A 12680-nucleotide genomic window follows, 5' to 3' on the forward strand; every position below is an offset into this window, starting at 1 on the left:
CCGCACACCGAGTTCGGTGTGCGGGGCAATCTGCTGCCTGCAGGCCGTCTGCGACTGATGCGACGTCCCCGCGGGGACGAGTCAGGTCGCGCGCACGTCCCCGCGGGGACGCGACGGGTTGTGTCCCGCGGGGGCACAGTCTATCGCAGGTCAGTCGACGGTGACTGAGACCTCGGGGGAGGGGCTCACCCGAGCCGCCGGGTGGTAGAGCGACGCGACGCCGGTGGCGTTGTCGAGGCAGTTCGCGATTCCGTGAGCCACCTTCTCCTTCGCGGAGACGACGGCATCCTTGATATCCAGACCGGTGGCGATGCCCGCCGCGATCGAGGAGGCGAAGGAGCAGCCGGCGCCGTTGACGAGCTTGTCGTTGACCTTGCGCGAACGCAGAGTCGTCACGGTCTCACCGTCGAAGAGGATGTCGATGGCATCATCTCCGGCGAGGCGGGCCCCGCCCTTGACGACGACGTTCTTCGCTCCCTGCCCGTGGATGATCTTCGCGGCCTCGATCATGCCCTCGACGGAATCGATGGCGTCGACCCCGGCCAGGGTCGCGGCCTCTTCGAGGTTCGGGGTGACGACGGTGGCCAAGGGCACGAGGTTCTCGACGAAGAGATCCTTGAGATCGACCATGGTGCCAGCGCCCTTGCACACGAGCACAGGATCGAAGACGTACGGCAGATCGTTGGTCTTCAGCTCTTCGGCGAGGACCAGTGCCGAGTCGACGGAGCCGAGCATTCCGGATTTGATGGCGGTGAACTCGTGCACGGCCAGAGTCGATTCGAGCTGACGGTTGACGACCTCGGGCTCGATGAACTCGAGGACGTGGGCGAATCCGTCATTGGGATCGAAAGTGACGATGCAGGTGACGACGGCAGTGCCGAAGGCACCGTATTCGTCGAACATCTTCAGGTCGGCTTCGAGTCCGGCGCCTCCGGATACGTCGGATCCGGCGACGGTGAGCACCTTTGCGGTCATAGTGGTCCTTTCGGGTAAAGCGTCCGCGAAGAAGTCTACGCGGGTTCAGGCTCCTGCGTAGCCGTGCTGGCGCCAAGCTTCGTAGATGGCGATCGATGCCGAATTCGCCAGGTTGAGCGAACGACGTGCCGGCAGCATCGGAATCCGCACCGCCATGTCCACATGCTCGTCGTTGATGACATCGTCGGGCAGTCCCGTCGACTCGCGCCCGAAGAGGAGGACATCTCCGTCTTGGTAGTCCACCTCGGCGAAGGAATCGTCCGTATGCGTGCTGAACGCGATCACCCGACGCTCACCGAGGTGGCCCCACAGCTCGTCGATCGACCGGTGAACGGTGACATGGGCGAGGTCGTGATAGTCGAGACCGGCTCGGCGCAGCTTCGCATCGGAGAGATCGAAGCCGAGGGGTTCGACGAGATGAAGATGGGCCCCGGTGACCGCTGCGAGCCGGATGGCGTTGCCGGTGTTGCCGGGGATCTCGGGAGTGTGGAAGACGATGTCGATATTCATATCGAACTCATCTTCTCACCCCGCGGTCTGCTGGTCAGACAGCGCGGTCGCACTTTCGTCTGCGCCGTTCTCCCGGCGGGGTGAACATGATCACTGGTCCGGTTTGCGTACAAGCAGGCAGCCCTGTCGGGTCGCCTCCGGATAGCGGCCGACGCGGTCGGGTTCGCGTTCGAATCGGGTGGCCGGTGTGAACCCGTGCGGTTCGAGGGCGGCGAGGACCTGATCGAGCGAGCGCCGGTGGAAATCGAGATCGACGGGGAAGCCGGCGAGATCGGAGACATGGTCGATCCGGCCGCCGAGTTGGAACGCCAGCTGGAACCAACCGCCCGGACGGAGGACACGAGCCGCCTCGGCGAAGGTGAGGGCAAGGGCGTCATCGGGGACGTGGATCGTCGAGTACCAGGCGACGAGACCGGCGTAGGAATCGTCGGCATAGGGCAGGGCGGTCATCGTTCCGACGTCGAATCCGAGCGTCGGATAGAGACCCCGGGCGAGTTCGATCATGGCAGGGGAGAGGTCGAGGCCGCGCGGGGTGAGCCCGAGAGCGGCGAGGAACGAGGTGATGCGACCGGGACCGCAGCCGATGTCGAGGACCTCTGCCGAACCGGTGCCGAGGACGAGTTCTGAGAAGGCTCCGAGGACGGCCCGGTCATGGGGTTTCGCAGTGAGTTCATCGGCGACCCACTCCGTGTAGGTCTGCGCGATCGCATCATAGGAATCGCGCGTGGGCGCCTCCCGGGTGCGCGTGTCATCGGTCGACGGTGTCTGTGCGGTGCCTGCGCCGTGGCCGTCGCCTGCGCTGTCGTTGCTGCCGTCAGTCATGACGTCACCCTACCCGTCGGCGGTGACATGACTGGTGCGGAGGAGCTCGACGATCAGCCTGCCTGCGATGTTCACCTGCATAAACGAAACTCAATCGAATCTGGACTGCGGTCCATGCGTGCAGGGTGCTGTGGATGGATTTCTCGTGTCAGTGCCGGATTCTAGAGTGAAGGCACGGTTGGTGGTCAGGGGGATTGCCGGACCGGAGGACCGAAGAGGTCGCGGAAGGGGAGAACCATGAGAGACGACAACCCGATTGAGGCGGAGGCCGCCGAATTCGACGGGCTGAGTGTCGACCCGAAGGACTGCGGAGGAGCTGAAGCCGATGTGGACCCCGGCACCCTCACCTGTGAGCAGATCGTGATCGATATCCGGCGCAACATCTCGTGCATCTCCTTCTGCCACGCTCGTGTCATCGCGCTCATCGACGAGGTCGAGCGGCGGGGGCTGTGGGCGGAATGGGTCGGCGTGAAGACCTTGACCGAGTGGGTGATGCATGTGGCGTCGGTGAGCATGCACACTGCACGCGAGTACGTCCGTGTGATGACAGCGCTGCGTGAGATGCCGAAGGTGAGGAAGAGTCTGGCGGACGGTGATGTCAGCTTCTCCAAGGTGCGGGAAGTGACCCGACTGGGGGAGCGGATCGGCGACGATGAAGCGCTGCGTCTGGCCACCCTTGCCACGGGCAGTCAGATCAGCCGGATCTCCCAGAACTACCAGCAGCTGGCCGACAAGATCGACAACGGACCGTTCCCGCTGTTCCTGGCTCAGGACAGCGTGAGCATGCGTCAGGTGGCACCCGGTCGGACCCGGATCACGATCGAACTCGAGGAAGACGACGCCGCGGAGATCGCTGCGATGCTCGATGCCGCCCGGCAGGTTCTCGAGCGCCCCGTCGGCGCTGCCGACGAGGAGGGAGCCGTGGCCGAGGGCAGCGCTGTGGCGGACGAAGGCGGCAACGTCGACGGAGACGGCAAAGGGGACGAGGCTCCTTATGAGCCGGTCTCCCAAGTCATGTGCCTGATGGAGATCATCCATGCCTTCCCTCGTGCCGAGCCCACGGGTTCGATCGATGCCGACCGTGCCCGGCTGCTCGTCCATGCCTCCGCCGAGGTGATCACCCGCAGCGGCGCTGCGGTGGAAGCCGCCCCTGCTTTCGAACCCCCTCTCCTCAGCATCCCCGCAAGGGCGGCGACCGAAGCAGGCGTCCCCGCGGGAACGGAGACCGGATCAGACGTTCCTGCAGGGCAGGAGAGCGTCCCCGCGGGGACATCGACAGGACAAGCGGACACGACCTGCCGGATCGAAGGGTTCGGCGGCATCACCGCGGCGACGGCGGAGCGCCTGAGCTGTGAGGCGCTGATCAACGGGGCGATCAAGGACGCCGGAGGCGACGTCCTCATGCTCGGGCGCTCGAAGCGTCTGGTGAGCAGGCGACAGCGAATGGCCCTGAGTGTGCGCGATGTCTGCTGTCAATTCCCCGGCTGTCGCACCCGCAGGCGATGCGATGCCCACCATATCCGTCCCTGGTCGCAGGGAGGGGCGACCGATATGGACAATCTCATCCTGCTCTGCCGCCGGCACCACACCGTGGTGCACAAGTACCAATTGCGCATCGAGCGCACCGGAGCGGACTTCGCCGGAGCGATGCGCGGTCCCGCCGCCTTCGCCTTCTACCTGCCCGACGGCTCCCAGCTGCTTCCTCTGGAGAGTCGGGTGAGGGGACGGATGATGTTCAACACGGCGGTTCGCGTTGCAGAGGTCAAGGAGGCCACGAAGGCGGCCGATCCGGGCACCGTCGGGGGTGGTTACGGCTTTGACCTCGGCCTCTGTATCGCATGGATGTTCGAAGCCGAATGGCGACACGCCCGGGAAGGCAGAGCTGTTGTCTGAATCTTGCCATTTTAGAACACCAGTTCGATAATGGATGTCATGTCAGCAGCACCAGTCATCGAGCAGCTCAGCCGGGAGACGGGGATCTCCACGGCTGCGGCACTGTTCGATAAGATCCCGCCCCATCCGGTGGATCCTGTGCTCTCTCCGCTGTTTCGCCGTGGTGGTCTGCCGCGTGGGGAACTCGTCACCGTCACCGGTGAGCTGTCGCTGAGCTGCGGCCTGGCGACGATCGCTGCGGCCACCCGGGAGCAGAAGTGGTGTGCCGGCATCGGACTCGGCGAACCGTCCGTATCCTCGATCGCCGACCTCGGTGTCGACCTCGACCATTTCGTCAATCTCGCGACCCCCGGGGAGGACTGGCTGCGGGTGGCTTCGATCCTCATCGAATCCTTCGACATCATCCTCGTCGACCCCGGCTTCGCACCGAGCGCTTCGGAGCGGGCCCGACTTCTGGCGAAGATCCGTGAACGACGAATGAGCCTCATCAGTCTCCGCCCCCTGTCCGGCAGCACGGAGCAGATCGAGATCACCGATACCCGCTGGGCGGGTGCCGAACACGGTCGCGGACGCCTGCAGTCCTGCCTCGTGCGCGCCCGTTCACAGACGGGGACCCATAGGTTCCTGCTGCCGGGACCGTCAGGGACTCCCACCAGCGTCCCCGCGGGGACGCTGGAAGTGGTGGCAGGCGCCGCCCCCGCAGGGGCACCCGCAGAGACCTCCGACGTCTCTGACACAGCCGTCGGAGCATCCCGCGTCCCGGCAGAGGATGCGGACGCGGCCGACGATCCTCGGTGGTCGACGATCACACAGCTGCGGCAGGTGATCAGCCATGTCGGGTGAGCCCGACCGCACCCTCGTCCTCACCGTGCCCGACTGGCCGGCCGTGGCCGCAGCGGTCGAACACGACATCGCACCGGGCCGCCCGGTCGCGGTCCTCCACGCAGGCAAGGTCATCGCCGCCGATGCTCCCGCCCGTGCCGCCGGAATCACCGCCGGGAACAACAAACGCGCCGTGGGATACCGCTGTCCGGAAGCCCACGTCGCAGTCTGGGACGAAGAGGCCGACAATCGGCATTTCAGTGCCGGGGTCGGTGCCCTCGAAGGCCTCGTCGCCCGGTTCACTCTGCTCAGTCCGGGAACATTGGCGGTTCCTCTCGCCTCGCTCAGACACGGCTGCGCAAACGAAGTCGATGCTGTCGAAACCCTGGTCTCGGCTCTCGTCGATGACACCGGGTGGGAGTTCTTCCCCGGGATCGCCGACACCGTCTTCGCCGCAGTCCTCGCCGCCGGTCAGGCGCGCCGAGTCGAGCCCGGGCAGACCGCGGACTTCCTCTCCGCCCAGCCGATCACCACCCTGGAGTACGCCGGCGCCGAGGCGACCGCGCTGATCGAGGTCTTCCTGCAGCTGGGGCTGCGCACCCTCGGAGACTTCGCCCGCCTCGAGGCCAAAGATGTGAACGCACGCTTCGGTGCCTTCGGTCGACATCTGCACGACCTGGCCTCCGGACGGGAAGGGGCTCCGCTCGCCGACCACGTCCGCGGAGAACGGCTCGAAGTCGAACTCGACCTCGATGCCCCGACGACCCGCAGCGACACCCTCGGCTTCCTCGCCCGCCAGCTCGGCGCAGATCTGCTGGCCAAGGTGCGCAGGCAGGGGCTGGTCTGCACCCAGATCACGATCGAACTCGATGCAGCGACCGGCCAGTCCTCATCCCGGACCTGGCGAATCGAGGACATGCAGGAGAATGCGATCGCTGACCGCCTGCGGTGGCAGGCCGAAGGCTGGCTGGCCGGAGTGAGCACCGGAACCGCGAACACCGGATCGGGACAGGGTCCTCAGCCGGCGCAGGCCGCCCCGCAGGCGCTCGACATCGGCGACGAACCGGCACCCGATGCCGAGGACTTCACCGAGGACGGCATCATCGCGCTGCGCCTCATCGCGGCCGAACTGACCACTCCGATCGGTGCCACACGCAGCCTGTTCGACGAGAACACCGGCCAGATCACCCATACACTCGAGCGTCTGCAGGGACTGTTCGGTCCCGATGCCGTTCTGGTCCCCGGCCTCCAAGGCGGGTGGGACCCCGCCGAGACGAACCTGTGGACCCCGTGGCAGCAGGCAGCCGTCCCCGAACGCAGCCCTGCCGCCCCCTGGCCCGGTGCCCTGCACGCACCCCGTCCGACGACCGTCGAACACTCCGCCGTCGATGTGCTCGCAGCCGACGGCTCACCGGTGGAAGCACGCCCCTCGGGGTTGGGAGCCGCACCGGCGACGATCAGATTCCCCACCGGGCAGACCGAGACCATCACCGACTACTCGGGCTCCTGGCCCATCGAATCCGGGTGGTGGGACCCGAGCCGATCCGTCTACCGGACACGTCTGCAGGTGGTCACCGATGGCGGCCGTGCCCTCCTGCTGAGCAAGGAACACGGCCAGTGGTACCTCACCGGCCGCTACTGCTGACCGGCAACCCGCTGACCGGCCGCTGCTGCTGACCGGCGACCCACTGACCGACGACGACCTCTGAGAGGAGGAGACCCCGATGGGCTTCTCGAACCCGCGCACCCCCTGGTCGAAGCTGGCCCGCAGACTCGAAGGAAAGGACAGCGTCGACAAACCGGCTGCCGACAAGCAGCCTGTCGATAAGCACGCCGACGGCTCCGATGCGCCCGCATTCTCCCGCCCCGACCGCTACCAAGTCTCGGTCGGCCCCGGCGGTTCGGACGGACGCAGCCGCTATCAGGGACCGAAAGGCACAGGCGCCGGCCAGGGGCCCGGCAGCGGACCGCTGCTGCGCCGCAGCGGTGTGGACTGGGCGGAGCTGCACGTGCATTCCCAGTTCAGCTTCCTCGACGGAGCCTCTGATCCCGAAGAGCTCGTCGCCGCCGGAGCCGCCGCCGGGCTGAGTTCCTTGGCGCTGACCGACCACAACGGCCTCTACGGCGCCGTCCGCTTCTCCCAAGCCGCGGCCGAGGTGGGGCTGGACACCGTGTTCGGCTCCGAGCTGTCCGTGGGGCTGAAGGAGAAGATCCCCGGTCAGACCGATCCCGATGCCACCCACCTGCTCGTTCTCGCCCGCAGCGTCGAGGGCTATCACCAGCTCTCTCAGATCATCACCGCGGCGAACCTGCGCGGTGAGAAGAACCGCCCGCTCTTCGACCTCGAAGAACTGGCGGCCGAGAACGGAGACTGGATGATCCTCACCGGCTGTCGCAAGGGCCCGCTGCGACGGGCGCTGGGCGATGACGACGGCGGGCTCGGTGCTCTGCGCGAACTCACTTCACTCTTCGGACCCGACCGGGTCGCCGTCGAACTCAGCCGGGACGGAACCCCGGACGACGATGAGCGGCTGCGCCACCTCGGCGATCTGGCTTCGCGGATGCGACTGCCGATCATGGCCAGCAACGCCGTCCACTTCGCCACCCGGGCCGGGTGGAAGTCGGCGCAGGTGAGGGCCTCGGTGCGATCACGATTGTCGCTGGACGAACTGGCAGGATGGCTGCCGGCGACGGCGAGCGCACGCATCCACACCGGTGAGGAGATGCTCGCACGGTTCCCTCGGCAGGCTGTGGACAATGCGGTGCGGATCGGTCGGGACTGTTCCTTCGTCCTCTCCTCGGCCCGCCCCGACCTGCCGAAGGCGCCGATGCCCGACGACGGTGACGGTGAGGCCTACCTGCGCGGACTCATCGCTGAACGCGGGCGGCACCGCTACGGTTCCAGAGCGGAGCATCCGCGGGCGTGGGAGCAACTGGACCGGGAGATGGACATGATCGCCCGGCTGGGCTTCTGCGGCTACTTCCTCATCGTCTTCGACATCACCGAGTTCTGCCGCAATATGGGCATCTTCTGCCAGGGTCGGGGTTCGGCGGCGAACTCCGCGGTCTGCTTCGTCCTCGGCATCACCGCCGTCGACGCCGTCAAGCACGGGCTGCTCTTCGACCGGTTCCTGTCCCCGGACCGCAAGGGGTACCCGGACATCGACATCGACATCGAATCCGGCCGCCGCGAAGAGGTCATCCAGTACGTCTACGACCACTTCGGCCGCGACCGGGCCGCCCAAGTCGCCAACGTCATCACCTACCGAGCGAAGTCGGCGATCCGGGACGCCGCATTCAGCCTCGGCTACGCTCCCGGACAGCAGGACGCGTTCTCGAAGTCGAGCAACCGGTGGTCGAGCCTGCCCGATGCCGAGGACTCACCGGTGCCCGCCCCGGTGCTCGAGGTCGCCGAGGATCTGCTCGGCTCACCGCGTCATCTTGGCATCCACTCCGGCGGGATGATCCTCGCCGACCGTGCCATCGGCGAAGTCGTGCCGATCGAAAAGGCGACGATGGGCCACCGCACCGTCGTCCAATGGGACAAGGACGACTGCGCGGCCATGGACCTGGTGAAGTTCGACCTGCTCGGCCTGGGCATGCTCACCGCCCTGCACGAGATGGTCGGACTCGTCCACCGCCACACCGGGATCCTCATCGACCGCGCGGAGATCGATGACGACGACGAAGCCGTCTACGAGATGCTCTGCCGCGCCGATGCCGTCGGAGTCTTCCAAGTCGAATCCCGCGCCCAGCTGGCGACCCTGCCCCGACTGCGGCCGAAGAAGTTCTACGACCTGGCTGTCCAGGTCGCCCTCATCCGACCGGGACCGATCCAAGGCGGATCCGTCCACCCCTATATCCGCCGACGGCAGGGCCTCGATACGGTCGAATACCTCCACCCGCTGCTCGAGAAGTCCTTGTCCAAGACCTGCGGAGTCCCCCTGTTCCAAGAGCAGCTGATGCAGATGGCCATCGACGTCGGCGGCTTCACCGGGGCCGATGCCGACCGTCTGCGGCAGGCCATGGGCTCACGCCGGTCGGAGAAGCGGATGGCCGAACTCGCCGAGAAGTTCCGCTCAGGTGCCATGGAGCGCGGAGTGGATGAGGACACCGCCGAGACGATCTTCTCCACCATCGCCGCCTTCGCGAACTACGGGTTCCCCGAATCGCATGCCATCAGCTTCGCGAACCTCGTCTATCAGTCCGCCTGGTTCAAATACCACCACCACGCGGCCTTCACCGCCGGACTGCTGCGCAGCCAGCCGATGGGGTTCTACTCCCCGCAGTCGCTCATCGCCGATGCCCGCCGCCACGGGGTGCCGATCCTGCCCGTCGACATCCGCTGGTCGCAGGCGGCCACGGACCTCGAGCGGGTCGGGCCCGGGGAACCGGGACACAGCACCGCCTCGGCGGGGGAATTGGGGATCCGCTTGGGACTGGACACGGTCGCACATGTCGGCACCTTCGCCGAGGTGATCGTGACCGAACGCGACAACGCGCCGTTCGCCTCGGTGGCGGACCTGGCCGAACGCACCGGAATCGGCAAACAGGCCCTGGAATCCCTCGCCACTTCCGGAGCACTGGCCGGATTCGACCTCGACCGGCGGCAGGCGCTGTGGCTGGCCGGGGGAGTCGCCGGTGCCCATCCGGGGCTGCTGCCGGGCACGGCGAGCGTGGACTCGGCCCCGACCCTGCCGGCCATGGACGCCTTCGACGTGACCCTGGCCGAACTCTTCTCCACCGGAATCACCGTCGACGGCTATCCCACGCAGATGATGCGTGAGCAGCTGAACGCGCGCGGGTACTCCTCGACCGCGGATGCCGCACGTGCCGCGGACGGGACCCGGATGACGGTGGCCGCGATCGTCACTCACCGGCAGCGCCCGGCCACTGCCTCGGGGATCACCTTCATCAACCTCGAGGACGAATTCGGAATGCTCAATGTCGTGGCCACGGCCGGGCTGATGAAACGCTTCCGCACGGTCGCGACCTCCCGCAACGCCCTCGTCGTCACCGGGCTCATCCAGCGCGGGGGAGACGTGGTCAGCCTCTACGCGCACAAGCTCCTCCCCCTCGAGGTGCAGCTGCCGACGAAGGCACGGAACTTCCGGTGACCCGCGGAAGCGACGATGACCTGCTGGACGTCTTGTGACGAAAGATGACACACGATGACATCAACATGACACACAGGCGGACGCGGGAGGCGAAAGTCGATGACAGTAGACACATCACACCGACTCCATCAGCCGGCACCACCGCTGCACCCACCGAGGAGACACCATGAGCCAGTCATTCGACACCCGCCAGATCCACGCAGGACAGACCCCCGACCCGGTCACCGGTTCGCGCGCCCTGCCCATCCACCAGACCACCTCGTTCGTCTTCGACAGCAACGAGACCGCGGCCAACCGCTTCGCTCTGTCCGAACTCGGGCCCATCTACACCCGCATCACGAACCCGACCACCGAGGTCGTGGAGAACCGCATCGCCGACCTCGAAGGCGGAGTCCACGCCGTGCTCACCGCTTCGGGACAGTCCGCGGCGCTGCTGGCGATCACGAACATCGCCGGCGCCGGTGACCATATCGTCGCCAGCTCCAGCCTCTACGGCGGAACCCAGAACCTGTTCAACGTCACCCTGCGCAAGCTCGGCATCGACACCACCTTCGTCGACGTCGATGACCTCGATGAATGGAAGAACGCGGTGCAGGACAACACGAAGCTGTTCTTCGCCGAGGTCGTATCCAACCCCCGCTCCGACGTCCTCGACATCACCGCCGTCGCGGATATCGCCCATGCCGCCGGTGTGCCGCTGTTCACCGACAACACCCTGGCCAGCCCCTACCTGGTGCGTCCGATCGAGCACGGCGCCGACGTCGTCATCCACTCGGCCACGAAGTACCTCGGCGGCCACGGCACCTCGATCGCCGGAGTCCTCGTCGACAGCGGAAACTTCGACTACGGCGCACAGCCGGAGAAGTTCCCCGGCTTCAACGAACCTGATGAGTCCTACAACGGTCTCGTCTACGCCCGCGACCTCGGCGCCGACGGCGTCCTCGGAGCGAATGTGGCCTTCGGACTCAAGGCCCGCGTGCAGGGTCTGCGCGACCTCGGACCGGCAGCCAGCCCGTTCAACGCCTTCCTCATCGCCCAGGGACTGGAGACGCTGAGCCTGCGCATCGCCCGCCACGTCGAGAACGCGGAGAAGGTCGCCGCCTACCTCGAAGGCCACGAACAGGTCACCCGCGTCGCCTACGCCGGACTCGCCTCGAGCCCGTGGAACGACAAGGCGAAGAAGTACCTGCCGAACGGTGTCGGTTCGGTGCTGGCCTTCGACATCGCCGGCGGCTACGACGCGGCAGTCGCCTTCGTCGACGCCCTCGAACTGCACTCGCACGTGGCCAATATCGGCGACGTTCGCTCGCTCGTCATCCACCCGGCCTCGACCACCCACTCGCAGCTCGACGAAGCGGCCCAGGAAGCAGCCGGAGTCAACCCGGCCCTGGTGCGTCTGTCCGTGGGACTCGAAGGCATCGACGACATCATCGGCGACCTCGACAAGGGCTTCGCGGCGGCAGCGGCGAAGGCGTCGGCCGCGGCCTGAGATGACCACCCAGAGCACCTCCGTCGAACGGATCCTGGGCTTCGGCACGGACTCGGGGCACACATTCGGCACGGTCGAGATCGCCTATGAGACCTTCGGCACCCTCAACGCCGAGCGATCCAATGCGATCCTCATCGAGCACGCTCTGACCGGCGACACCCGCGTCACCGAATGGTGGGCGGGTGTTGTGGGGCCCGGAGAAGCCGTGGATACGAACAAGTACTTCGTGGTGTGCGCGAATTCGCTCGGGGGCTGCTCGGGCACGACCGGGCCGCAGTCGCCCTACGGTGACGGTCTGGCCTACGGCTCGCGGTTTCCCACGGTGTCGATTCGGGACATGGCACGCCTGGAACACAACCTCGCCCAGATCCTCGGCATCGATTCCTGGGTCGCCGTCATCGGCGGATCCATGGGAGGTGCGCGGGCCCTGGAATTCGCTCTGCTGGACGCTCGGAAGGTCCGCAAATGCGCGGTCATCGCCGCACCGGCCTTCTGCGAAGCCGACCAGATCGCCTGGGCGATGATGCAGGAACGCGCGATCGAACTCGACGCCGACTACTATTCCGGAGACTATTCGGCCGTCGGCAGCTTCCCCAGTCAGGGGCTCGGTCTGGCCCGACAGATCGCGCATCTGACGTATCGCAATGATGCCGACCTCAACGAACGCTTCTCCCGTCGGATGCGTTCGGAGGACTACTACGAGGTGACCTCGTATCTGGACCACCAGGCGAAGAAGCTCACCGCCCGGTTCGACCCGCACAGCTACCTCGTGCTCACGCGGGCCCTGCGTGATCATGATGTGCGCCGAGGTCGCTCCTCCGATCTCAGGACCGCATTGGCCGACGCCTGCACGGACAACCTCGTCGTCTCGGTGTCCTCGGACCGGCTGTTCCCGCCCGAGCAGGTGGGAATCCTCGCCGAGGCGCTGCCGGGCAGAGTCCGACACGACATCATCGACTCCCCGGTCGGCCACGACGGGTTCCTCACCGAGACCGTGAAGATCTCCGCGGTGCTCGCCGACTTCCTCGCCGCCTGAGATCGATCGGAACGCC

General features: G+C 66.6%; 9 protein-coding genes. 6 read left to right on the plus strand and 3 right to left on the minus strand.

The window, feature by feature from the left end; genetic code table 11:
* Positions 1–150 precede the first annotated feature (150 nt).
* From FHG09_RS03955 to FHG09_RS03965, 3 genes are all read right to left on the minus strand, one after another.
* Positions 151–975, minus strand: coding sequence for a PfkB family carbohydrate kinase (locus FHG09_RS03955; protein WP_152346408.1), 825 nt, complete (start codon positions 973–975; stop codon positions 151–153).
* A gap of 45 nt (positions 976–1020) precedes the next feature.
* The gene (locus tag FHG09_RS03960; RefSeq protein WP_152346409.1) at positions 1021–1485 is read right to left on the minus strand and encodes a tRNA (cytidine(34)-2'-O)-methyltransferase; all 465 of its coding nucleotides are present in this window, start codon (positions 1483–1485) and stop codon (positions 1021–1023) included.
* A gap of 90 nt (positions 1486–1575) precedes the next feature.
* Positions 1576–2307, minus strand: a complete 732-nt coding sequence (locus FHG09_RS03965) for a class I SAM-dependent methyltransferase (protein ID WP_152346410.1) — start codon at positions 2305–2307, stop codon at positions 1576–1578.
* 237 nt (positions 2308–2544) lie between these two features.
* Between FHG09_RS03965 and FHG09_RS03970 the strand changes: the two genes are divergently transcribed.
* The 6 genes from FHG09_RS03970 (at position 2545) to metX (ending at position 12664) form a co-directional block, all read left to right on the plus strand.
* A complete protein-coding gene (locus FHG09_RS03970) occupies positions 2545–4200 on the plus strand; it encodes an HNH endonuclease signature motif containing protein (RefSeq protein ID WP_152346411.1) in 1656 nt (551 codons plus the stop codon).
* 39 nt (positions 4201–4239) lie between these two features.
* Positions 4240–5043 (plus strand): DNA recombination/repair protein RecA, encoded by an 804-nt coding sequence (locus tag FHG09_RS03975; RefSeq protein WP_227492534.1) that lies wholly within the window; start codon positions 4240–4242, stop codon positions 5041–5043.
* Positions 5033–6667, plus strand: coding sequence for a DNA polymerase Y family protein (locus FHG09_RS03980; protein WP_152346412.1), 1635 nt, complete (start codon positions 5033–5035; stop codon positions 6665–6667). Before FHG09_RS03975 ends, FHG09_RS03980 begins: the two co-directional genes overlap by 11 nt.
* Positions 6668–6746: 79 nt before the next feature.
* Positions 6747–10139: an error-prone DNA polymerase gene (locus tag FHG09_RS03985; protein ID WP_152346413.1), complete on the plus strand. Its 3393-nt coding sequence runs from the start codon at positions 6747–6749 to the stop codon at positions 10137–10139.
* 166 nt (positions 10140–10305) lie between these two features.
* A complete protein-coding gene (locus tag FHG09_RS03990; RefSeq protein ID WP_152346414.1) occupies positions 10306–11628 on the plus strand; it encodes an O-acetylhomoserine aminocarboxypropyltransferase/cysteine synthase family protein in 1323 nt (440 codons plus the stop codon).
* Position 11629: 1 nt separating this feature from the next.
* The gene (metX, locus tag FHG09_RS03995) at positions 11630–12664 is read left to right on the plus strand and encodes a homoserine O-acetyltransferase MetX (protein ID WP_152346415.1); all 1035 of its coding nucleotides are present in this window, start codon (positions 11630–11632) and stop codon (positions 12662–12664) included.
* The last annotated feature ends 16 nt before the right edge of the window (positions 12665–12680 follow it).

The organism is Brevibacterium sp. CFH 10365 (genome assembly GCF_009299785.1).
Taxonomy (GTDB): Bacteria; Actinomycetota; Actinomycetes; order Actinomycetales; family Brevibacteriaceae; genus Brevibacterium; species Brevibacterium limosum.

What these genes read in the sequence shown, in the direction of transcription:
- FHG09_RS03955 (WP_152346408.1), bottom strand. Translation starts at nt 975, where the DNA reads ATGACCGCAAAGGTGCTCACCGTCGCCGGATCCGACGTATCCGGAGGC.
- FHG09_RS03960 (WP_152346409.1), bottom strand. Translation starts at nt 1,485, where the DNA reads ATGAATATCGACATCGTCTTCCACACTCCCGAGATCCCCGGCAACACC.
- FHG09_RS03965 (WP_152346410.1), bottom strand. Translation starts at nt 2,307, where the DNA reads ATGACTGACGGCAGCAACGACAGCGCAGGCGACGGCCACGGCGCAGGC.
- FHG09_RS03970 (WP_152346411.1), top strand. Translation starts at nt 2,545, where the DNA reads ATGAGAGACGACAACCCGATTGAGGCGGAGGCCGCCGAATTCGACGGG.
- FHG09_RS03975 (WP_227492534.1), top strand. Translation starts at nt 4,240, where the DNA reads ATGTCAGCAGCACCAGTCATCGAGCAGCTCAGCCGGGAGACGGGGATC.
- FHG09_RS03980 (WP_152346412.1), top strand. Translation starts at nt 5,033, where the DNA reads ATGTCGGGTGAGCCCGACCGCACCCTCGTCCTCACCGTGCCCGACTGG.
- FHG09_RS03985 (WP_152346413.1), top strand. Translation starts at nt 6,747, where the DNA reads ATGGGCTTCTCGAACCCGCGCACCCCCTGGTCGAAGCTGGCCCGCAGA.
- FHG09_RS03990 (WP_152346414.1), top strand. Translation starts at nt 10,306, where the DNA reads ATGAGCCAGTCATTCGACACCCGCCAGATCCACGCAGGACAGACCCCC.
- metX (WP_152346415.1), top strand. Translation starts at nt 11,630, where the DNA reads ATGACCACCCAGAGCACCTCCGTCGAACGGATCCTGGGCTTCGGCACG.